The sequence below is a fragment of the Amycolatopsis sp. lyj-108 genome (assembly GCF_046549005.1).
Lineage (GTDB): Bacteria > Actinomycetota > Actinomycetes > Mycobacteriales > Pseudonocardiaceae > Amycolatopsis.
The window spans coordinates 518,861-540,063 of sequence record NZ_JAJPWQ010000005.1 but is presented as its reverse complement, the minus strand read 5'-3'; the positions used below and the strand labels follow the sequence as shown (position 1 = coordinate 540,063).

The following is a 21,203-nucleotide window of genomic DNA, read 5'->3' as shown; positions in this document are numbered from 1 at the left end:
CCGGTCCTCCCACCCTAGGCTTGTCATGATCATCGGCAACAGCGGGGGGATACGGCCCTCGGGCGCTGCCGAGTCTGCTAGCTCGGCGAGATCAAATCCAGCTGGCTCGCCGGAGCGATCACCACCCGAATGGGCGCGAAGCCCGCCTCGCCAGGTCAGCCAAGCCGGGCCAGCCGCTCGTCGACCACCTCCTTGTCGAACCATTCCGGATCGAATCCGTAGCCGCCGAGCTCTTCGAGCAGTCCCTCGTTCTCTTCGTCGTACGGATCGCGCAGTGCCTCCAGCAACATCTCGTAGCTCTGGTGGTCCTCGCACGCGGCCGGAGGCGCGGCGCGTTCGCCGTCGAGGCAGCTCGGTGCTTCGGGGAGGGCGACCAGCCGCTCGATGCGGATCCAGTGCCTCCAGCTCTCCGCCTCATAGACGAGCCGGTGGCCTGGCGATGTGATGACCTGGCCGAGTGTCACTTCGTCGTCGAAACGGTCGCCTTCACAGCTCTGCGCGTCGACGCTGAAGCCTCCGTACGCGGTCTCGAACCGGTGGTATTCCCGTTCGTCACGGTCGAACGCGGCCGCGAGGATCCGGTGCAGTCCGGCGAGGGTGACGTCGGAGCGGACTTCGAGCCGTCGCCAGATCGCGTCGTCCGGCTCGGCCAGCGCGACCGCCAGCCTGAACCCGGTGACCGGCACGGGTGGGGGCAGGACGAGCGGCAGCGGATCGGCCGATGACATGCGGGGCAGCGGTTCGTAGGCGGGAAGGCCGAGCCATCGGCGCAGCTGGACCGCGCGCTCGGGCAGATCGGGCCTCGGATCGGTCCCCAGTTTCAAGAGCTCGGGGACTCTTTCCCGAATCCAGGCGTCGCGGTCCGCTTTGGCGATCAGCGCCGATTCGACCTGGCTCCGGAACTCCTCGGGTGTCAGCGGTGCCTCGGTGACCTCGAAGCCGTTGCGAAGAACCGCCAGGGCGTCCTCGGGAACGGCGTGGAGTTCGATCACGTCGACCTCGCGATCGTTGACCACCACCTCGACACCGACCGAGCGTTTGCCCGCGGTCAGCTTGGCGGCCAGGACCACGAGATCCTGATCCACCTGGCCGTGGACCACACAGTCCGACAGTTCGATCGGGCCGTGGAGCAGCTTCGGCCAACGCTCCACCCTGGCCACGTCCAGAGGCGGACGTGGCCGGAGGGAGCGCCGGCTCTTCGGTCGTTTGGCGGGCTTGCGGCCGCCGCTGACGGGGGACACGGGATCAGTATCGCCACCAGCACCGACAGTTTCGGAAGTCGTGAACTGCGAGGATCGAAAAATGCTTGCCGACCTGGGCGTTGATGTGCAAACTGACCAGCCGCCAAGATCACCGAGCCGCCCGGAGAGTTGATGATCGACCTGCAGGCCATGAACGAACACGTGATCGCGGAATTCCGCGCGAACGGCCGCCACGGCGATGGCCTCCCGACCCTGCTGCTCACCACCACCGGCGCCCGCACCGGACGGCGGCACGTGACGCCGATGCTGTTCTTGGCCGACGACGACCGCTACGTCGTCTTCGCCGCCAACGGAGGCGCACCCGCGCATCCGGACTGGTATCGCAACCTGATCGCGGAGCCGTCTGTCGACGTCGAGGCGGACGGAGAGAGCTTCACCGCTCACGCGATCGAAGTCACCGGAGCGGCTCGGGACCGTCTGTTCGCGAAGCAGGCGAAGGCGTTCCCGCGGCTGGCCGAGCATCAGGCGAAGACCAGCAGGCCGTTCCCGGTGATCGCGCTCAAGCGGGCATGAAGGCTGGGGGCCGCACGCGATGTGCGAAAAGCCCCCGCGATGAGGTCCTGAAGGGCACCTTCGAGACGTTGAACGTCTCAAAGGTGCCCTTCGGGACATGCGCACGGGCGATCCCGTGCCGGGGTGTCCAGGTGGGTATCGCGGCTCGCGCGACGCTGTGATGCTTACCACCTCAGAAGGCGAGAACGCTGCGGCGCCAGAGGTTCACAGCCGTAGAAGCCTGCAGTACGGGTTGGCGATTACCCCATCGAAGCGGACCTCGCAGGCTGGATCGGCGCCCTCGGCCGATCTCTTGACAAAGCGTTGGACCGACCGCACGATCTCGTCTCATGAACCTGTCTGACAGCCAGACAGCCGGACACGGTGGTCCACGACGCGTCAGCGCGATGGAGGCCGTTCTGGCCCACCTCCGCGGCGCCATCGAGCGCGGCGAGTATCCCGTCGGGGAGAAACTGCCGTCGGAATCCGCGCTCGGCAAGGAGTTCGAGGTCAGCCGCTCGGTCGTCCGCGAAGCACTGCGAGGACTTCAGGCACTCGGGCTCACCGTGTCCAAAACGGGCAAGGGGACCTTCGTGACCGCCACCGGGCCGGTCGAGAACCCCACCTTCGGGACCTACTCGGCCCGTGACCTGTTCGAGGTCCGGCGACATGTCGAGATCCCGGTCGCCGGCTACGCGGCCGTGCGCCGCAGCACCGACGACCTGGATCTGCTCGGTCACCTCGTCGAGCGCATGGACCTCGAAACCGACAACACCGCGTGGGTGGCGCTGGATTCGCTGTTCCACATCACCATCGCCCAGGCCTCGGGCAATCCGGTGTTCGGCAAGGTCATCGAAGAGATCCGGGACGCGCTGGCGCGCCAGTCGTCATTTCTCAACCAATTGGGTGGCCGTCGGACCCGCTCGAACACCGAGCACCGTGAGATCGTCACCGCCATCGCCGCCGGCTCCGAAGCGGACGCCGTCGCGGCGATGACCGCGCATCTCGAACACGTCGAGACCGCGCTCACCACCATCGTGCGGCCGGGCCACGCCACGCACCAGAACAAGGACGACTGAACTCGTGACCGAACAGACCCTCAGCGCGGACGGCAAATCCGCGCCGGTGCCCGCCGACGCCGGAGACGCCGGCTACGACAAGGCGCTGAAACCCCGCCACGTCAACATGATCGCGATCGGCGGCGCCATCGGCACCGGCCTGTTCCTCGGCGCGGGCGGTCGGCTCGCGCAGGCAGGCCCGGCGCTCGCGATCGTGTACGCGGTCTGCGGCCTTTTCGCGTTCTTCGTGGTTCGCTCGCTCGGCGAACTCATCCTGTACCGCCCCTCCTCCGGCGCCTTCGTCTCCTACGCCCGGGAATTCATGGGTGAGAAGGGCGCTTTCGTCGCGGGCTGGATGCACTTCCTGAACTGGTCGACGACCGGAATCGCGGATATCACCGCGATCGCGCTGTACGCGCATTTCTGGTCCTTCTTCACCCCGATCCCGCAGTGGGTGCTGGCGCTCATCGCGCTCGCGGTGGTGCTGGCGCTGAACATGGTGTCGGTGAAGCTGTTCGGCGAGATGGAGTTCTGGTTCGCCATCATCAAGGTCGCCGCGCTGGTGACGTTCATGGGCATCGGGATCTTCCTGCTGGTCACGCAGCAGCCGATCGACGGCACCACGCCGGGCTTCTCGCTGATCTCCGACCACGGCGGGATCTTCCCAGCGGGCCTGCTGCCGATGGTGCTGATCGTCCAGGGTGTCGTGTTCGCCTACGCCTCGGTCGAGCTGGTCGGTGTCGCCGCCGGCGAGACGGAGAACCCGCGCAAGATCATGCCCAAGGCGATCAACTCGATCATGTGGCGGATCGGGATCTTCTACGTCGGCTCGGTGGTCCTGCTGGCGATGCTGATGCCGTGGGACTCCTACTCGAAGAACGAGAGCCCGTTCGTCACCGTGCTCTCGCATATCGGGGTGCCGCAGGCCGGCAACGTGATGAACCTGGTGGTGCTGACCGCGGCGCTGTCCAGCCTGAACTCGGGCCTCTACTCCACCGGCCGCATCCTGCGTTCGATGTCGCTGGCCGGATCCGCGCCGAAGTTCACCGGCGTGATGAACAAGAACCACGTGCCCTACGGCGGGATCCTGCTCACTTCCGCGGTCTGCGTGGTCGGTGTCGGCCTGAACGCCGTCGTGCCGAGCCAGGCCTTCGAGATCGTGCTGAACTTCGCCGCCATCGGCATCCTCGGCACCTGGGCGATCATCGTGCTGTCGCATCTGATGTTCGTGCGCAAGGCCAACCGCGGCGAAGTCGAGCGACCGTCGTACCGCCTGCCGTTCTCGCCCTACACCGAGATCGCGACGCTGATCTTCCTCGCCGCGGTCGTGGTGCTGATGGGCTTCGACGAGACCGGCCGGATCACCCTGTACTGCCTGCCGATCATCGGACTCGCACTGGTGGGCGGCTGGTTCGGGGTCCGCAAGCGGATCAACATGGACGTCTTCGAAAAGACGAAGCTGTGATCCCCGAGCTCCGCGTTCCCGCTCACGAACCGCTGGTGCACCTCCTCCGCGACGGAATGGTCGAGGGGGTGCACCACGGTTCGGCCGTGGTCCTCGCGCCGGACGGCCGCGTGCTGTTCGCCGCGGGCGACGTCGAAGCGGCGTTCTATCCGCGTTCGGCGGCGAAGCCCTTGCAGGCCGCGGCGATGGCACGGCTCGGGCTCGAGTTGAGCGCCGCCGGGTTCGCCGTCGGCGCGGCCAGCCACTCCGGCGAGGAGATCCATCTTGCGGAGGTGCGCAACACCCTCGACGGTGCCGGGCTCACCGCGGAAGACCTGCGGACACCGGAGGATCTGCCGTTCGATCCGGTCGAGCGCGACGCCTGGATCGCGTCGGGACGGACCGCTTCGAGGCTGGCGCACAACTGCTCCGGCAAGCACGCGGCGATGCTCGCGACCTGTCGCCTGCACGAGTGGTCCACAAAGGACTATCTTGATCCCGCGCATCCGTTGCAGCGCGCGATCGCGGAATGCGTCGAGGAGCTGACGGGGCAGCGGATCCCGAAAGTCGCCGTCGACGGCTGCGGCGCTCCCCTGTTCGCGGTTTCTTTGCGCGGTCTCGCCACCGCTGTCGGCAAGATCGCGGCGGCGGCCCCGGGTACGCCGGAAGGTCTTGTGGCCGAAGGGATCCGGAAGCATCCGGAACTGGTCGCCGGTACCCGCCGCGACGTCACCGCGCTCATGCGCGCGGTGCCAGGGCTGATCGCCAAGGACGGTTTCGAGGCCGTCCAGGTCGCCGCCCTGCCGGACGGCACGGCGATCGCGATCAAGATCGCCGACGGCGGTGACCGTGCGCGGCGGCCGGTGCTCGCCGCCGCGCTCGCGCTGTGCGGGGTCGATCCGGACGTGCTGGAACCCACCCCCGGCCTGCGCGTGACGGGCGCGCTGGCCGAACTCCATCTCGCCGCCTGAGGAGCCTTCGATGCACCGCGTGGAACACGATCTGCTTGGCGACAAGGAAGTCCCCGCCGACGCCTACTGGGGTGTGCACACCGCCCGCGCCAGGGAGAACTTCCCCATCACCGGGACCGCGATCTCCGCGTATCCGCATCTGATCGAGGCGCTCGCCTCGGTCAAGGAGGCCGCCGCCAACGCCAACGCCGAACTCGGCCTACTGGAGCCGGACGTCGCCGACGCGATCCGCCGGGCCTGCCGTGAAATCCGCGAAGGCGCACTGCACGATCAGTTCGTGGTCGACGTCATCCAGGGTGGCGCGGGCACGTCGACGAACATGAACGCCAACGAGGTGATCGCGAACCGCGCGCTCGAACTGCTCGGGCACGAGAAGGGCGACTACGCCCGGGTGCACCCGAACGAGCACGTGAACCTCGGGCAGTCGACCAACGACGCGTACCCGACCGCGGTCAACGTCGCGACGATCATCGCCGTCCACGAACTGGCCGAGGCGATGGTCGTGCTGGAGCAGGCTTTCGCGGCCAAGGCCGTCGAGTTCCACGACCTGCTGAAGATGGGCCGCACGCAGTTGCAGGACGCGGTCCCGATGACGCTGGGGCAGGAATTCGGGACGTACGCGGTGATGCTCGGCGAAGACCGGCTGCGGCTCACCGAGGCGGTGACGCTGCTGCACGAGATCAATCTCGGCGCGACCGCGATCGGCACCGGCCTCAACGCCGCGCCCGGATACGCCGCAGCCGCCGTCGCGCACCTGCGCGAGATCACCGGACTGCCCGTCGTGACCGCGGCGGACCTTATCGAGGCGACGCAGGACTGCGGGGCGTTCGTGCACCTTTCCGGTGTGCTCAAACGGATCGCGGTGAAGCTCTCGAAGAGCTGCAACGACCTGCGGCTGCTCTCGTCCGGGCCGCGGGCCGGGTTCAACGAGATCAACCTGCCGCCGGTGCAGGCGGGATCGTCGATCATGCCCGGCAAGATCAACCCGGTGATCCCCGAGGTGGTCAACCAGGTCGCGTTCGAGGTCATCGGCAACGACGTCGCCATCACGATGGCGGCCGAGGCCGGGCAGTTGCAGCTCAACGCGTTCGAACCGCTGATCCTGCACTCGCTTTCGGAGAGCATCACGCATCTGCGGTCGGCCTGCCTGGTGCTGGCGCGGCGGTGCGTCTCCGGGATCACCGCGAACGCCGACGTGATGCGAGGCTACGTCGAGAACTCGATCGGGCTGGTGACCGCGCTGAATCCGAGCATCGGGTACGCGGCGGCGACCGAGATCGCCAAGGAGGCCCTCGAGACCGGGCGCGGGGTGGCGGAACTCGTCGTCGAGAAGGGCCTTCTGCCCGCCGAGGAACTGGCGAAGCTGCTGAAGCCGGAGACGCTGGCGCGGCTTTCCTGAGACCCGCGGGGCGGTACCGGGCGGTCCGCCCCGCGCCATGAAAGCGTCCTTCATTGCCAATTTCGCGATGAAGGACGCTTTCATTTCAGGCGGGCGCGGGGTCACGCGAGTACCGTCGTAAGCGGAAGGTGATCCTCCGCACGAAAGGCGGCACTGGCGTGCTCGACCGACTTCTCGACCGGTACCTCGGCCTCCCGCCCGCCGAAGGCCCCGCCCCCTCGGTGACCAAGGGGATCCCCGTCCCGATGCCCGACGGCGTCCGCCTGCTCGCGGATCGCTACGCCGTCCCTGGCGACGAGCCGCGGCCGGTGGTGCTGATCCGCACGCCGTACGGTCGCAAGGGCCTGATGGGCAAGATCTTCGGCGGGACGTTCGCGCGGCACGGGTTGCAGACGGTCCTCCAGAGCACCCGCGGGACCTTCGGCTCCGGCGGCGAGTTCCGGCCGTTCCACCTGGAGAAGGAGGACGGCCTCGCCACCATCGCCTGGCTGCGCGAGCAGCCGTGGTGCGACGGCCGCGTCGCGATGGCGGGCGCGAGCTACCTCGGCCACACGCAGTGGGCTGTCGCGCCGTACCTCGACGAGCCGCTCGAAGCACTGTGTCTCGGCGTGACCGCGTCGGAGTTCGTGTCGACCTTCTATCCCGGCGGCATCCTCGCTGTCGACAACATGGTCTCGTGGTCGGCGCTGATCGGCCGCCAGGAGGGCCGGTTCGCCAGCCTCCCGAACCCCTGGCAGACGAAGAAGACCCGCCGGGCCATGGCCTTTCTGCCGATCTCCGGCGCGGACGTCGCGGCCATCGGCAAGCAGGTGCGGTTCCTCCAGGACGTCACCGGACACGCCGAACCTGGCGACGACTTCTGGGCGCCGTCGGACCACAGCGCCGAGGTCGCCGCGCTGAGGACCCCGGTGACCATGGTGACCGGCTGGTACGACCTGTTCATCTCCACCCAGCTACGCGACTTCAAGGAACTCGCCGCGGCCGGACGCGCACCCCGGATCACCATCGGCCCGTGGGCGCACGGCGAACCCGCCAGCCTCAAAACCCTGCTGACCGACCAGATCGGGTTCCTCTCCGCCCATCTCCTCGGCGACCGAGCGCCGCTGAGGCGGTCACCCGTGCGCCTGTACCTCCAGGGCTCCGGGCGATGGCTGGACTTCGAGAGCTGGCCGCCCGAGTCCGAAGCCACGTCGTATTTCCTGCGCCCCGGCAGGATTTCCCCCGATGCGCCGGTGGAGTCGAAACCGGGCAGGTTCACCTTCGACCCGGCCGATCCGACCCCGACCGTCGGCGGTCCCCTGCTTTCGGGCGTGCAGAAACAACAGGACAACAAGGACATCGAGGCTCGGCCGGACGTACTGCTCTTCACCGGTGACATGCTGAAACGCGACCTCGACGTCATCGGCGAGATCTCCGCGCTAATGCACGTCCGGACCGACCTCGGGCACGGCGACGTCTTCGTCCGGCTGTGCGATGTGGACGGTCGCGGTGTCTCCCGCAACGTCACCGACGGCATCCTTCGCCTGCGTCCCGGAAACCCTGAGTCCGATGTGGACGGTGTCGTCGCGGCCGAGGTCCACCTCGATCCGACGGCTTACCGGTTCCGCCGCGGACACCGGCTGCGGTTGCAGGTCGCGGGCGGAGCGTTCCCGCGCTTCGCCCGCAACCATGGCACCGACGAGCCCGTTTTCAGCGCGGTGGACGGGAAGCCCGCGCGGTTCGAGATCTTCCACGACCCCGCGCGGCCGTCCCGGATCACACTTCCGGTGTTCGGCGGTCAATGAGGGTGGAGAGCACAGGAGCGTGTCGCGAAAGCCACTTTCGCGACGTCTGATGTCCCGAAAGTGGCTTTCGCGACACGGCCGATGAGGGCTTTGGGTGGCTGGTCGCTCCAACGGGGTCTGAGTGGCGAATCGGGAGCCGGGCAGGTCCCCAATGTCGCATTGGAGGCGCTCAGTGTCTCCAATGCGACATTGGGGACATCGGACCGCCCCGATCCCCCCTCACCTGCGTCAGGCAGGGACCACCCGCTGGTGCGTGGTCAGCCTGCCGTCGTCGTGCAGCACGTGGAACAGCAGCGACGGCGGCAGGTCGTAATCGATCGGCCCGCCTTCACTCCACGGCCGGAGGCCGTTCTCCTCCCACGGGAACAGGATGCTGGACCCGACCGAGGGCGCCGAACGCAGCGGCACACCCGCGAAGATCGTCGACGCCGACGCGTGGACGTGTCCGCAGAGCAAGGCCACCACTCGCGGGTGACGTGCGAGCACCTCGGCCAGTTTGTCCTCGCCGTACTGGCGCATGGCGTCCACCAACGGCAGCCCGAGCGGGACCGGCGGATGGTGGAAGGCGATGAAGGCGGGGCCGTCGCCGTCACCGAGCACGCCGTCCAGCCAGGCCATGGTCTCGTCGTCGAACTGACCGTCCGGCTTCCCCGGGATGCTCGAATCGGCCATCACGAAGGTGACGTCGCCGACCGTGTGCACCGCGTTGACCGGGGCGTCGTCCGGCGCCTGGCCGAGCAGTCCTTCGCGGAACGGGCCCCGCTTGTCGTGGTTGCCGGGGCAGGTGAACAGCGGGACGTCGGTCTTGAACAGTTCGGCCGCGCGCCGGTACTCCTCGAGGGTGCCGTGGTCGGCGATGTCCCCGGTCACCAGGATCGCGTCGACCGGGGTCGCCAGGTTCTCCAGATACCGCATCACCCGTGCGGTGCGTTCGTCGGCGCGTTCCCCGCCGTCGAGATGGTTGTCACTCAGATGTGCCGTCACGAACATCGTTTCACCCCATGTCTTCCAGATATGCCAACGTTTTCACCCAGTTCCGTACGAGCAGCTCCAACGCCGTCGCCAGGTCGGCGGCGCGGATCGCGCCGGCGATCCGGTGGTGCTCATCGATACTCTCCTTGGCGCGTTCGACGCCACCGAAATAGCGCGCGTCATAGCGTTTCAGCAGCGGCTTCGTCTGCTCGAGCAGGCGAAGCAGATGCGGATTCGTGCACCGCGAGACGAGCAGCGCGTGCCAACGATCATCCAAAGTGGACAGATCGCCCTGCCGCTCGAGTTCCGCGGTCATCTCGTCGGCGATCCGGTCCAGGCCGCCGGTGAGACCGGCGAGGTCCTGCGGCGAGCTCCATCGCAACGCGAGCGACTCCAGCTCCGCGACGAGCGGGTACAGCTGCCGGGCCTCTTCCGGATCGAACGGCGGTACGAGAAAACCACGCCCCGGCGCCGATACGAGCAGCCCTCGATCGGCCAGCCCGATCAGCGCCTCACGCAACGGTGTCCGGCTGACGCCCAGCTCGCGCGCGAGGTGCACCTCGTTGATGCGGCTGTCCGCGGCGATGCGGCCGTCGAGCACGCGGGCGGTGATCTCCTCCGCGAGGTCGCGCCGGAGCAGGTTCCTCGTCATCGGTGCAGTATTGCATGCAGTTCGGCCTTACTGTATTCAGTTAGGCATGACGGACTTCGATGTGAACCGCGCTCGTGCCGAGACACCGGGCTGCGCGGAAGTGGTCCACCTCAACAACGCCGGTTCGTCGCTGCCGCCCGCACGGGTGACCGACACCGTCGTCGGCTACCTGCGCGAAGAAGCCCTGATCGGCGGATACGAGCAGGCCGCGGCGACTGTGGAACGGATGAACGGCGTGTACGCCTCGGCCGCGCGCCTCGTCGGCGCCGCCCCCGAAGACATCGCGCTGACCGACAACGCGACCCGGTCCTGGCAGGCGATCTTCTACGCGCTTCCCTTCGCCGCGGGAGACCGGATCCTGACGGCGAAATCCGAGTACGCGAGCAACGTCATCTCGTTCCTGCAGCTCGCGAAGCGCACCGGCGCCGTCGTCGAGGTGGTCGAGAACGACGAGTCCGGACAGCTGGACGTCGAAGACCTGAAACGCCGCGTCGACGGCGACGTCAAGCTGATCGCCGTCTCCCACGTGCCGACCCAGGGCGGACTGGTGAACCCCGCCGAGGAGATCGGCGCGGTCGCACGCGAGGCGGGGATCCCGTTCCTGCTGGACGCTTGCCAGAGCGCCGGCCAGATCGACCTCGACGTCGCACGCCTGAACTGCGACGCGCTCAGCGTGACCGGCCGCAAGTACCTGCGCGGGCCACGGGGAACCGGGTTCCTCTACGCGCACCCGCGGCTGCGCGAGCGCGTCGAGCCCGCGATGCTCGACCTTCATTCGGCGGCGTGGACGGCGCCCGAAAGCTACGAAGTCGATCCGACGGCGAAGATGTTCGAGGTCTGGGAACGCGATCACGCCGCCCTGCACGGTCTCGGCGCGGCGATCGACTACGCCCTCGAATGGGGCATGCCCGCCATCGAAACCCGTGTCGCCGCGCTCGCCGCGAAACTGCGCGACGCGCTCCGCGAAGTCCCCGGCGTCCGCGTCCACGACCAAGGCACGCGGCAGTGCGGGATCGTCACGTTCAGCGTCGCGAAAACGCCGTCACAGGAAGTGAAGAAGCGCCTGACGGCGAAGAAGATCAACGTCAGCGTCGTCGAAGCGACGTCCGCGCAGTTCGACTTCGCCGCGCGCGGGCTGCCGTCGATGGTCCGGTCTTCGGTGCACTACTTCAACACCGAAGACGACATCGCACTCCTCGTCGGCGAAGTCGAGAAACTGGCTTAACGGCGGGAAAGCACGGACTCGGACGGCGGGGCGTACGGCAGCCCCGTCGTCTTCGCGCGAAGGCCGATCACCAACGCCTCCCCCAGCAGGCTGACGCCGATCGACAACGTCACCGGCCGCGCGTCGGGATGCGCCCCGGCCGTCGTGGCCAGGAAGCCGATCCCGAAGTTCACCACCAGCGAAAGCACCCAGACGCCGAACGTCCAACCGGTGTAGCGCAGCCACAGCACGCCGTCGCGCTCGAACAGTTTCGTGGTGGCTGCGCGCACCGCGCCGAGGCCGCAACCGATCACGGAACCCAGCACGAGCCAGGCACCGTCCGTGAGGGTGAAACTTTCGAGCTTGACCAGGCCGTAGACGCCGAAAGCGAGCAGGACCACCGGCGCCCCGAACACCTCGCGGGCGACCAGTGGCTCCCCGCGCAGCCTGCGCACGACGATCACGATCACCACGGCGACCGCCAGCGCGATCAGCAACCAGGTCCGCATGAACTCCCCCTTTGTAGCACGACTGTGCCAAATAAAATAGCAAGGTCGTGCTATAAAGGCAACATGCCGAAGATCGTCGACCCCGAAGCCCGGCGCTTGGAGATAGCCGAAGCCGTCTTCCGGGTGATCCAGCGGGACGGCCTCGCGCAGGCGTCGCTCAGGAGCGTGGCCGACGACGCCGGGCTCGCGATCGGTTCGGTGCGGCACTACTTCCGAGGGCACGACGAGCTGATCGTGTTCGCCATGCGCGCGCTCGGAGACCGGGTGGAAGCGCGGCTGCTGCGCCATCTACCCGAACTGCTCGATCCGGAGACCCCGCGTTCACGCCGTCAGGAACTCACCGAAGCGCTGCTCGGCGAACTGCTTCCGCTCACCGAGCAGACCCGTGCCGAGACCGACGTCTGGCTGGCCTTCTCCGCCGCCGCGAAGTACCGCCCGGATCTCGCCGAGGAAGCCGCGCGGGCACACGCGGGGATCCGCGCACTCGTCCGCCGGGTGCTCGAAGGCGCGCGTGGCGCGGTTGGCCTGCTCGACGACCTCGACCTGGACGTCGAAACCGAACGGCTGGCGGCGTTGCTGGACGGCCTCGCCATGGCAAGCGGGCGGACGCCGCCCGAGCTGATGCGCACGGTGCTCGGACGGCATCTGGAAACCCTGCGACACCCCGGATCGGTGACGAAATGAGCACGTTCTACGAGGTCGCCGCCCAGGACCCCGGCCGCGTCGCGGTGATCGACGTCGACGGGCGCGAGACCACCTTCGGCGAACTCTCGGCACGCGCGAATCAGCTGACCCACGCCCTGCGGGCGCTCGGCCTCGGCGAAGGCGACGGCGTGCTCGCGATCATCCATAATGGACTCACCTACTACGAGCTCCTGCTGGCGACCCTGCAGGCGGGGATGTACTTCACGCCGGTCAACCATCGGTCCTCGCCCGCCGAGATCGGCTACATCGCGGCCAACAGCGGTGCCAAGGTCGCCGTCGCGGACGCGGACATCGCGGCCACGTGCACCACGGAACTGAATGGCCGGCACCGGTTTTCGCGCGGCGCGACACCCGGATGGGCGGACTACGCGGTCTGGGGCGCGAACCTGCCAACCACCGCGCCGGAGCGGCGGACCGCCGGCCAGACGATGCTCTACACGTCCGGAACCACAGGGCGTCCCAAAGGCGTGCGGCGTGCCTTGTCCGGGCGGCCACCCGCGCTGCACCCGATCCACGCGCACGTCCTCGAACGGCTGGATGTCCTGCCAGGACACGGCGTTCACCTCGTCGCCTGCCCGCTCTACCACGCGGCACCGGGCATGTTCTCGACGTCGATCCTGCATCTCGGGCACACACTCGTGCTGATGGACCGGTTCGACGCCGAGGAAACGCTGCGGCTCACGGAAAAGCACCGCGTGACGAGCACGCATCTGGTGCCGACGATGTTCCACCGCATGCTGCGGCTGCCCGAGTACGTGCGAGCGCGCTACGACCTGTCGAGCCTGATCTCGGTGATCCACGGTGCCGCGCCGTGCCCGCGCGAGGTCAAGGAGCGGATGCTCGCCTGGCTCGGGCCGGTGGTCCACGAGTATTACGGCGCGTCCGAGGGCCTGATCACGGCGGTACACGCGCGCGAATGGCTCGCCGCGCCGGGCACCGTCGGCGAACCGCTGGACGGGGTGCGGGTCAAGGTTCTCGACGACGACGGCGCCGAACTCCCCGCGGGCGAGACCGGGACGCTCTACTTCAGTTCCGCGCATACGAAATTCGACTATCACGATGACCCGGACAAGACGGCCGCCGCACGGTCCGGGGAATTCGTCACCGTTGGGGACGTCGGCTATCTCGATGCCGCGAACCGGGTGTTTCTTTGCGACCGGCGGACGGATCTCATCCTTTCCGGCGGCGTGAACATCTACCCCGCAGAAATCGAGGCGCGGCTCCTGGGTCATCCCGACGTCGCCGACGTCGCGGTGATCGGGGAACCGGATCCCGAATGGGGACAACGGGTCGTCGCCGTCGTCCAACTGGTCGAGGGTGCCGTTGGTGATTCCTTGCTGGCGAAGCGGCTCGAAGAGCATTGCCGAGCCGAGCTCGCCGGGTTCAAGACGCCGCGCCGGTTCGAATTCCGGGAGCGGCTGCCGCGAACCGAAAGTGGAAAGATGCTGCGGCGGACACTTCGGGCGAATTGAACAGCCCTTTCGGGCAGTGCCGATCGCGGTACCGTTTTCCCATGCGCCTGCGGCCTGTGACCACACTGCTCGCCACACTCGTTCTCGCGTTCGCCGTCCCCGCGACAGCCGAGGCGACCCCCGGTTCCGGGGTGACCGGGACGATCTTCCACCAGAAGACCGTCGGGGACACCGACTACGTGCTGCGCGAGGTCGTCATCCAGCCCGGCGGCTACACCGGCTGGCACTACCACGACGGGAAGCTGTACGCGTACGTCAAGGCCGGCACGCTGACGCACAACTCGGCCGACTGCGGGCTCGACGGCCTGTACCGGCAGGGCGCCGTCTTCACCGAACCGAGCGACACCGTCCACATCGGACGGAACCTCGGGACGACGCCGGTGGTGCTCGAGGTGCTCTACGTGCTACCGCACGGGAGCCCGCTTTCACAGGACGCGCCGAACCCGGGTTGCCCTTTCTAGGGCCCGAACCAGCCCGCCACGTCGAGGCGGAAGCCCTCCGACGGAGCCATCGTGCGAAGGTCGGCTTCGAGCGCGCGAACCCTTTCGACGCCCAGCGCGCCGACCCACTCCTTGCGCAGCTCCTCGAAGATCGCCGCGGACCGGCCGAGTGAGTCGAATCCGCGAGCGGTGAGCCGGACGACCTTGCGCCGCGCGTCGGCCGGGTCGTCGGCGCGTTCGACGTAGCCGAGCTGCTCCAGCTTGTCGATGGTCTTGCCCGCCGCCTGCTTGCTGACCCCGAGCCGCCGCCCGATCTCGCTCGCCGTCGCTCCGTGGCGGCCGATCGCCTGCATGGCGAAGCCGTACGCCGGGCGGACGTCGGGATGTCCCCGCTCGGCCAGTTCGGCGTGCATCCGGTCGATGATCGAGCGGAAGCCCGCGAACAGCAGAAGCGGCAGCTCGAACCCCGGTGGGTCGGAAACCTGCTTGCGTCGCTCGACAACCTGGTTTACCTTTTCGTCAACCACGTTGACCATCTTAGGGGCTGCCTTGTTCACCGATCACACCGTCGAAACCGCACCCGAAGCCTCGCGTCGCTCGATGGAAGCGACCATCCGGAAGTTCGGTCACCTCCCCACCGCCGTGGCCCGGCTGGCCACGTCTCCGGAACTGCTCGACGGATTCCTGAAGCTGAGCGCGAGTTTCGAGCAGACGACGCTCGATCCGTTCGCCCGAGAGACGGTCGTGATGACCGTGGCGACGCGCAACGGTTGCGAAGTCTGCATCGAACTGCACACCGCGAAACTGAAGAGGCTTCGCGCGGACGATGCCGTCATCGCGGCGCTCCGCTCGCAGGAGACCGTGCCGGACGAGCGACTGGAAGCCGTCCGGCAGTTCACGCTGGCGGTGCTCGAAACCGCCGGTGGCGTCGATGACGAGACACTGCGGACCTTCCTCGGGCACGGGTACACCGAACGGAACGCCCTCGAAGTCGTCATGGGCACCGGGACCTACACGATGTCGACGCTGGCGAACAGGCTCACCCGCGCCTAGTCGCCCTGCGTGATCGCCCCTCGTGGCCTGGATCACTCCAATGGCCGCCGATCTTGACGTATCTGGGCAGTCCCGACCGTCTCCTGTCTTGTGCAGCCGAAAGTTCGCCACCCGCGGCGCGGCGCACCGGCGGTCTGGCCTGCCGAGGGGGCAGACCAGACCGCCGAAAAACCGAAGACGTTCCACAGGTGTTGGGGGTACGTGAAGGCCCTCTTCCCGCGACCACGTCACGGGAAGGGGGCCTTCACGTGTCTTCTCCCGCAATTAGTCACCTACTTGCGTCAGACCTCGAGGGCCCAGCGCACGTACCGCATCGTCGGCGCGAAGCCCGCCTTCTCGAAGACCCCGAACGCCCCGGCGGGATCCGCGGAGTCCACGTTCGAACTCGCGCGGTCGTACCCCTGATCGGCGGCGACCCGCAACGCCTGCCCCATCAACGCGCTGGCGACACCTCGCCGCCGGTACTCCCGAAGCGTTCCGATGACCACGAAGTGCGCGTCGCGAACGCCGGTGGCCTCCGTGTCGGCGTCCCAGCACATCGTCACCAGCATCCCCACCGCGGAGCCCGCCGCACGAAGCAGGAAACTCACCTCGGGCCGGAAAGTCTGGTTGGTGATCTTGTTCCGCCAGAGATCGGGCGGCATCGGCACGGCGCCCCAGTAGTCCCGGTACGCCTCGTTCCGGACCGTCCGGAAGTCCTCGTCGTTCCCCTCCGACCACGGCTCGATCCGGAACCCTTCGGGGATCGCCAGACCGTCCAAGGCGCCGAGTGAGTGCTCCATGCGCTGGAAGTAGCGCACCGGCACGAAACCCCGTGACCGGACGAGTTCGGCCAGGCCCGCGATGCGCTCCGGCCGATTGACGTCGACCACGAGCTTCGCCGACGGGTGATGCAGCGCGTGCACCACCTTGGCCGCCGCCACTCCCGCGTCGACGAGCGCGCCGCCGATCCCCCTGCGGCGGTACGCGGGATGGACGCCGCCGTCGAGGAAGACCCGATGCACCTCTTCCGCGGACGGCTTGAAGCGGATCTTCATGTAGCCGGCCATCACGTCGCCGTCGAAGGCGGCGAGACTCGCCCGCTCCAGATCCGCGTACGGGTCGATCAGCTCCTGGAGGGTGTCCTCCGCCGTGTAGTTCTCGCCGATCCCGTCGACGGTCTCCATGGCGTTGAGGAGGCCGGCCGACGCCTGGGCGTCCTGCGGGGTGAGCGGCCGCCACGTGAGGTCGTGCATTCGGCCGAAGGTAGCGCCGCGCATGCGGCCTGTCGCGGGGTTTTCGGTGGGCGCAGTAGGGATCGAACCTACGACCGCTCGGGTGTAAATTAAGTGCTTCACTTCGGCGACCAGGCTCTGAGCTGCCCAAAGAGCTCATTGCATGATCGTCCCCGGCCCGGTTCGTTCACGGTTGTTCATGGCTGTTGATGTCGCCAATTGATGTCACTCGCGCCGCGGTTTCAGCGCGTCCGCCAAGATCCACTGGCGATGCCACGTGGCGCCCTCGCCTGGAACCCCGAGGGCGAAGGTGACCCATCCAACCCAATGCCCGGTGACCGTGGCGGCCCACGTGCTCAACGTTCCGGGCACGACCCCAGTGAGGTCGAGCCCATCAGGGAGCGATCCCCGCGGGGTTTCGATCGGGAAAACGCGACGTAGGTCGACCCACACGGGTTTGGGCGGCTCGACCGCGCGCACGTACGGCGCATCACCAGCAGGCCACGGCGAGTCGGACATGTGTTCGATTATGCATCTCACGCTTCTGGGCGTCCCTCTACGGGAAGCGCAAGGATGCGTCGAATCACGCCCTGAAGAGGAGTCGGCGGAGCTCGTACCCGCGTCTCGAACTCCTGGTGGCCGACCTGGCCGACCACTCCAGCAACCGGCCGCGGGCGCCCTGGCGCAACATCTCACGCTCACCCACCGACATGTAGGCATGAACGTATCCAGCTCCACTCCGCCAGACGAGCCGACAAGGTTCAGCTTCGAACATGACCCGAGTAAGCTAATAGACGATGAAGCTCCCTGGTTCAACGACCTATCTAACGAGGCGCTGGTTAGCGCGTCGCTATTCGCACGCTCATTCTTCGGGGAAGCAGAAGACTACCCCGCAATAGCTACCGTATACAGCCAAGGCTTTAGTGATCTAATGAGCCTATTCGAAGAACTGAGACGTGGCAGCGGGCGCTCTGCCGTCCGATCAGCCAGGTCATTAATTGAGCACGCAGTAAATATTCGCGACATCGAGTCATCTCCAGCAAGAGCACAACGCTACATGGATCACCTAGCCTTCGGCGCGCAGTTCGCTAACGATTTTACGCTCGGAATTAATCTGCTAAGCCGATCGCGAGCCAAAAGAATTAGGTCTGAGCGCGCCCACGCATTGAAGAAGTTACGACCCAAAATACAATCAGCGTTAACGCAATACGGATCAAGATTCCGCTCTACATGGTCTGAAAAAACCCTCGCCGACCGCAGTGGCGAATTCGGCCTTGCGCATCTATACCCAGCCTACCGATTGGCATCGCTGGTTATACATGGAGCGCCCGGTGGAGCACTCGGACTAGTAAAGCAGATCCAAGGAAGCACTGTACACAGGACTGGAAGCGCCATACATCTCTGCCCTTTCGCTTACATTTCAGGAATTGAGGCCGCAGAAGGAATTTTCACCACAGCCGGTCGCCAGCGTCCAGACCTCGACCAAACCCCTTTTCTTGACGTGCTTAAGGAATTGCGAAGTCACTGGCCCGCCTATCTAGATGCGATCAACAAGGTTGACAATAGGATATGGCCCAAGATTCCCCCTCGGCACGTGACCGCAATCCTCGCGGTTTCACGAAACGGCTCCAGGCGATGGTACTGGCACGACCCCGAAAATGAAATCCTAATCGAGTCAACCACGCCCAATCTCACAGATGAAATCGAGTCGCGAATCCTCACGCTGATTGACGGGATCCAAAGCGCACCGGAGCTCGTTTTCACTAACGGGCGTGAATACGCTACGATTAGCTTTGCCGAAAATATTAAGGTTACACCCAAGCAAAATGCGCCCATACTGGACTCCACCACGCTAATGATTAGCCCAGAAGAAGCCCAAGGAATGAGTAGGACCGTGATCCATCCCGATGGCCGGGTGGAACCTTGGTAGGTGATGCACAGGCGACCCCGTGCACCCCATCTCAGCGCGGCAATTGTCATATCTTGCGTAGGACTCCCGCGGGGCGCGATCGGTAAGACCATCTATCCGACCCACCGCCCGGTGACCGTGGCCGCCCACATGCTCAGCGTCCCGGGCACGATCCCGGTCAGGTCGAGCCCGTCAGGGACCGCAGACTCACGACGCCTTCCGGCGCGGCAGGCCGCCGTCGCGAAGCCATTGCAGCGCGCTGTCGATTTCCGAGGCCGTGATCGGCGCTGGGGCGTTCACGTACAACGCCCCATCCAGTGGGCTCATCAGGTCCCACTTTCGCCTGCGAAGTGTGAAATGGGGTCCGCGCTCATGTAGGGCGCGGCGGCGGGTGCGATCGGTGACCATGCTGACGATGGCCGGGAAGCCGACGCGCTCAGCCAGGAGGTAGAGGTACCAGCCCTGGTAGTGCCCCAGGTCGGGATCTTCCAAGTCGTCATCTTCGACGCGCCTCGTGGCCAACGTCAGGTAGAGCAGCCACACGGCGACGTCGTCGGCAGGTTCAGCGAACTGCACCAGGATGGCCGGCCGGATGGGCTGCTTCGGCGTCGGCAGGTAGTACTCGAACCCCTCCATGACGTGGAACCTACCCCGCGAGTTGTGCAGCCAGTAAAGCGCGAGCGCCCTGGGCTTCCGTGGGATCCAGAGCGCCTCACGTCAGACGAGAAGGAGAAGTACTGATGCAGTACATCCCGGAGCCAGTCGGACCGGTACCGTCGGCAGACATGGGATTGCCAGAGGAAGCGCGTCGACTCGCTGAGCAGCTGGTGGAGCCACTGGGTCGTCGATGGCTCCATGTTCAAGCCGTTGCACGTCGCGCCTCTGCTGCCGCACCGGCGGTCAAGCAGTCGGATCGGGGAGCCTTGATCGCTGCCGCCTGGCTCCACGACATCGGCTACGCCCCCGCTATTGGACACACGCGGTTTCATCCACTCGACGGTGCCCGCTACCTGAAGGGGCAGGGCTGGCCGGCCAACGTGGTCAACCTTGTCGCACACCATTCGGGTGCGAGGTTTGAAGCCGAACAGCGCGGTTTGGCAGCGGAACTTGCCGAATTCCCGTTCGCTGACAACGCGCTACTCGATGCTCTCGTCTTTGCCGACCTCACGACCGGACCGGCGGGCGAATCTCTCACCTACGACGAACGGATCTCTGAGATCCTATGCAGGTACGCCCCTGACGATCCCGTGCATCGCACTTGGATCAAAGCGGGACCCATTCTCAAGGAAGCGGTCGAACGCACTGAACGCAGATTGCTGAATACTTAGCCGAGGTAGGGATATTTGCGGTTCTTGTCCAGCGCGTGGTCAATACGAAGCCGCATGGATGGGTGAATGTTCAAGTCGTCGAGCGCATCAGGGGCGACCCAACGGACATCCTTTGTCTCAGTGCCATCCTCTCGTGGTCGTCCACCTATCCATCGCCCCTCGAAGCAAAGTGAAAACTGCTGGCGGACCTCTCCGTCATCGTAGGCCATCACATGTCGAGGGTCGGTATAGGTTCCCACAAGTCGAATGACCTCGATTTCCAGGCCAGTTTCTTCTTTGACCTCTCTGATCGCTGTGTCAGTGATGCGCTCTCCGGCGTCATGGCCGCCGCCGGGTAGGGCCCAAAGGTTGTTGTCGACCTTATGGATCAGCAGGATGCCGCCCTGCTCGTTAAAGATTGCGACCGTAACCGAGGGGACCACACTGTTCGCATCTGGAGCGGCCGGGTCGTTGAAGTAGTCAATTCGTGCCATCGCGTCTCTCGTATCTTATTCGGGTTTTCCGACTGACCATGTCCGCTCGAATGAGCGCATGTAGTGTTGCCAGATGGGGCCATTCGGTGTGCGCTTGTAGTGCATCACGGGACTTTGTCCAGCGAGTGCTCCGTGCGCGTGACCATTTACAAGAAGGTTGTTGTCGAATCTGTAAATCGAGTTGTACAGGATGGTTCCGTGCGTACGGATCTCGACACCTTCAACGTCCGCCAACTCCGTCAGGTACCGTCGCATCAGTTGGATGCGGCCTTCTAGGCCGCCGGGGGTTCCTTCGTCAATTGCACGCTGGATGACTGCCGGTGACTTTTCGTCCCCAATGAGCAGTCGAAACCGTGCTCCATTCGCTACCTTGCGTCGGATCAGGGGTATCAGGTCGTATTGCTCGACCAGAAAAGCGCCTGAGAACACAAGTACATCCATCTCGTGCTCTACGCCGTTCAGGAGTGACTCCCAGACCGCTCCAGTCATCGCCGATCGAGATGGATACAAATGAAAAAGCTCGCTCTCTGTCGCTGCTGGACGTGGGTCGTTTGCGAGCTCTGGCCAGATGTCTTCTTCGCGGACCCCGAGAAGCCTGACTAGTTGGTGGCGAGTCCGCCTGTGCGGCCGGCGCCCCTCGTCACTGATCCAGCGTACGACGGTCTTCTCGTGCGTTTCAAGCTTGTCGGCCAGCGTCTCCGGCGTGAGGTTGGCGGCCAGCATCGCTGTCCTCAGGCGATCGTTCGCCACGGCTGATCACCCTTCCTGCGTGCGGGACGTTTGGGACGTTTTGAGGGGACGCTTCGCGCTCTGGGACGTTTCGAAGTGACCTTCGAAACGTGGTTTTGGTGTCCCGCGACCT

The 21,203-nt window shown here is 66.1% G+C and carries 22 protein-coding genes; 13 read left to right on the top strand and 9 right to left on the bottom strand.

Features of this window, described 5'->3' with window-relative positions; genetic code table 11:
- Nucleotides 1–155 precede the first annotated feature (155 nt).
- Complete coding sequence (locus ACLJO0_RS22005; RefSeq protein WP_410580311.1) at nucleotides 156–1,241, bottom strand: plasmid pRiA4b ORF-3 family protein; 1,086 nt, start codon at nucleotides 1,239–1,241, stop codon at nucleotides 156–158.
- Between the two features lie 132 nt (nucleotides 1,242–1,373).
- Between ACLJO0_RS22005 and ACLJO0_RS22000 the strand changes: the two genes are divergently transcribed.
- From ACLJO0_RS22000 to ACLJO0_RS21975, 6 genes are all read left to right on the top strand, one after another.
- Nucleotides 1,374–1,775: a nitroreductase/quinone reductase family protein gene (locus ACLJO0_RS22000; RefSeq protein WP_410580310.1), complete on the top strand. Its 402-nt coding sequence runs from the start codon at nucleotides 1,374–1,376 to the stop codon at nucleotides 1,773–1,775.
- A gap of 386 nt (nucleotides 1,776–2,161) precedes the next feature.
- Nucleotides 2,162–2,833: a FadR/GntR family transcriptional regulator gene (locus ACLJO0_RS21995; RefSeq protein ID WP_125792974.1), complete on the top strand. Its 672-nt coding sequence runs from the start codon at nucleotides 2,162–2,164 to the stop codon at nucleotides 2,831–2,833.
- Nucleotides 2,834–2,837: 4 nt separating this feature from the next.
- A complete protein-coding gene (locus ACLJO0_RS21990; protein WP_410580309.1) occupies nucleotides 2,838–4,277 on the top strand; it encodes an amino acid permease in 1,440 nt (479 codons plus the stop codon).
- Nucleotides 4,274–5,227, top strand: a complete 954-nt coding sequence (locus ACLJO0_RS21985) for an asparaginase (RefSeq protein ID WP_410580308.1) — start codon at nucleotides 4,274–4,276, stop codon at nucleotides 5,225–5,227. Before ACLJO0_RS21990 ends, ACLJO0_RS21985 begins: the two co-directional genes overlap by 4 nt.
- 10 nt (nucleotides 5,228–5,237) lie before the next feature.
- Nucleotides 5,238–6,626, top strand: coding sequence for an aspartate ammonia-lyase (gene aspA, locus ACLJO0_RS21980; RefSeq protein WP_410580307.1), 1,389 nt, complete (start codon nucleotides 5,238–5,240; stop codon nucleotides 6,624–6,626).
- Nucleotides 6,627–6,784: 158 nt separating this feature from the next.
- Nucleotides 6,785–8,410 (top strand): CocE/NonD family hydrolase, encoded by a 1,626-nt coding sequence (locus tag ACLJO0_RS21975; RefSeq protein ID WP_410580306.1) that lies wholly within the window; start codon nucleotides 6,785–6,787, stop codon nucleotides 8,408–8,410.
- 228 nt (nucleotides 8,411–8,638) lie between these two features.
- On the opposite strand, the gene ACLJO0_RS21970 is transcribed toward ACLJO0_RS21975, so the two are convergent.
- Nucleotides 8,639–9,400: a metallophosphoesterase gene (locus ACLJO0_RS21970; protein ID WP_410580305.1), complete on the bottom strand. Its 762-nt coding sequence runs from the start codon at nucleotides 9,398–9,400 to the stop codon at nucleotides 8,639–8,641.
- A 4-nt stretch (nucleotides 9,401–9,404) separates the two neighbouring features.
- Entirely contained in the window at nucleotides 9,405–10,034 is a 630-nt protein-coding gene (locus tag ACLJO0_RS21965) for a GntR family transcriptional regulator (protein ID WP_410580304.1), read from the bottom strand.
- 46 nt (nucleotides 10,035–10,080) lie between these two features.
- Here ACLJO0_RS21965 and ACLJO0_RS21960 point away from each other — a divergent pair, with 46 nt between their 5' ends.
- On the top strand, nucleotides 10,081–11,259 hold the full coding sequence (locus ACLJO0_RS21960) for an aminotransferase class V-fold PLP-dependent enzyme (RefSeq protein ID WP_410580303.1): 1,179 nt from the start codon (nucleotides 10,081–10,083) through the stop codon (nucleotides 11,257–11,259).
- Here the strand turns inward: ACLJO0_RS21960 and ACLJO0_RS21955 are convergent.
- Nucleotides 11,256–11,747 (bottom strand): DUF1453 domain-containing protein, encoded by a 492-nt coding sequence (locus ACLJO0_RS21955; RefSeq protein WP_410580302.1) that lies wholly within the window; start codon nucleotides 11,745–11,747, stop codon nucleotides 11,256–11,258. The two genes, ACLJO0_RS21960 and ACLJO0_RS21955, sit on opposite strands and share 4 nt — an antisense overlap.
- Before the next feature lie 63 nt (nucleotides 11,748–11,810).
- On the opposite strand from ACLJO0_RS21955, the gene ACLJO0_RS21950 reads away from it, so the two are divergent.
- The 3 genes from ACLJO0_RS21950 to ACLJO0_RS21940 are packed head-to-tail and all read left to right on the top strand — an operon-like array spanning nucleotide 11,811 to nucleotide 14,385.
- Nucleotides 11,811–12,431: a TetR/AcrR family transcriptional regulator gene (locus ACLJO0_RS21950; protein ID WP_410580301.1), complete on the top strand. Its 621-nt coding sequence runs from the start codon at nucleotides 11,811–11,813 to the stop codon at nucleotides 12,429–12,431.
- Nucleotides 12,428–13,924, top strand: coding sequence for an AMP-binding protein (locus ACLJO0_RS21945; protein WP_410580300.1), 1,497 nt, complete (start codon nucleotides 12,428–12,430; stop codon nucleotides 13,922–13,924). The genes ACLJO0_RS21950 and ACLJO0_RS21945 overlap by 4 nt, the downstream gene beginning before the upstream one ends.
- A 41-nt stretch (nucleotides 13,925–13,965) precedes the next feature.
- A complete protein-coding gene (locus tag ACLJO0_RS21940; RefSeq protein WP_410580299.1) occupies nucleotides 13,966–14,385 on the top strand; it encodes a cupin domain-containing protein in 420 nt (139 codons plus the stop codon).
- On the opposite strand, the gene ACLJO0_RS21935 is transcribed toward ACLJO0_RS21940, so the two are convergent.
- Entirely contained in the window at nucleotides 14,382–14,900 is a 519-nt protein-coding gene (locus tag ACLJO0_RS21935) for a MarR family winged helix-turn-helix transcriptional regulator (RefSeq protein WP_410580298.1), read from the bottom strand. The genes ACLJO0_RS21940 and ACLJO0_RS21935 overlap by 4 nt on opposite strands.
- Nucleotides 14,901–14,913: 13 nt before the next feature.
- On the opposite strand from ACLJO0_RS21935, the gene ACLJO0_RS21930 reads away from it, so the two are divergent.
- The gene (locus ACLJO0_RS21930; RefSeq protein ID WP_410580297.1) at nucleotides 14,914–15,417 is read left to right on the top strand and encodes a carboxymuconolactone decarboxylase family protein; all 504 of its coding nucleotides are present in this window, start codon (nucleotides 14,914–14,916) and stop codon (nucleotides 15,415–15,417) included.
- A gap of 281 nt (nucleotides 15,418–15,698) precedes the next feature.
- Here the strand turns inward: ACLJO0_RS21930 and ACLJO0_RS21925 are convergent, their stop codons facing one another.
- The gene (locus ACLJO0_RS21925; protein ID WP_410580296.1) at nucleotides 15,699–16,652 is read right to left on the bottom strand and encodes a GNAT family N-acetyltransferase; all 954 of its coding nucleotides are present in this window, start codon (nucleotides 16,650–16,652) and stop codon (nucleotides 15,699–15,701) included.
- A gap of 496 nt (nucleotides 16,653–17,148) precedes the next feature.
- Here ACLJO0_RS21925 and ACLJO0_RS21920 point away from each other — a divergent pair, with 496 nt between their 5' ends.
- Nucleotides 17,149–18,561 (top strand): DUF5677 domain-containing protein, encoded by a 1,413-nt coding sequence (locus tag ACLJO0_RS21920; protein ID WP_410580331.1) that lies wholly within the window; start codon nucleotides 17,149–17,151, stop codon nucleotides 18,559–18,561.
- Between the two features lie 186 nt (nucleotides 18,562–18,747).
- On the opposite strand, the gene ACLJO0_RS21915 is transcribed toward ACLJO0_RS21920, so the two are convergent.
- A complete protein-coding gene (locus tag ACLJO0_RS21915; protein ID WP_410580295.1) occupies nucleotides 18,748–19,176 on the bottom strand; it encodes a hypothetical protein in 429 nt (142 codons plus the stop codon).
- 104 nt (nucleotides 19,177–19,280) lie between these two features.
- On the opposite strand from ACLJO0_RS21915, the gene ACLJO0_RS21910 reads away from it, so the two are divergent.
- Nucleotides 19,281–19,868 carry an HD domain-containing protein gene (locus tag ACLJO0_RS21910; RefSeq protein ID WP_410580294.1) on the top strand — a complete coding sequence of 196 codons (588 nt, stop codon included), beginning with the start codon at nucleotides 19,281–19,283 and terminating at the stop codon, nucleotides 19,866–19,868.
- Here ACLJO0_RS21910 and ACLJO0_RS21905 read toward each other — a convergent pair.
- Together ACLJO0_RS21905 and ACLJO0_RS21900 are read right to left on the bottom strand one after the other, a co-directional pair.
- Nucleotides 19,865–20,341, bottom strand: coding sequence for an NUDIX hydrolase (locus ACLJO0_RS21905; RefSeq protein ID WP_410580293.1), 477 nt, complete (start codon nucleotides 20,339–20,341; stop codon nucleotides 19,865–19,867). The two genes, ACLJO0_RS21910 and ACLJO0_RS21905, sit on opposite strands and share 4 nt — an antisense overlap.
- A 15-nt stretch (nucleotides 20,342–20,356) precedes the next feature.
- Nucleotides 20,357–21,091: a helix-turn-helix domain-containing protein gene (locus tag ACLJO0_RS21900; RefSeq protein ID WP_410580292.1), complete on the bottom strand. Its 735-nt coding sequence runs from the start codon at nucleotides 21,089–21,091 to the stop codon at nucleotides 20,357–20,359.
- Between the last annotated feature and the right edge of the window lie 112 nt (nucleotides 21,092–21,203).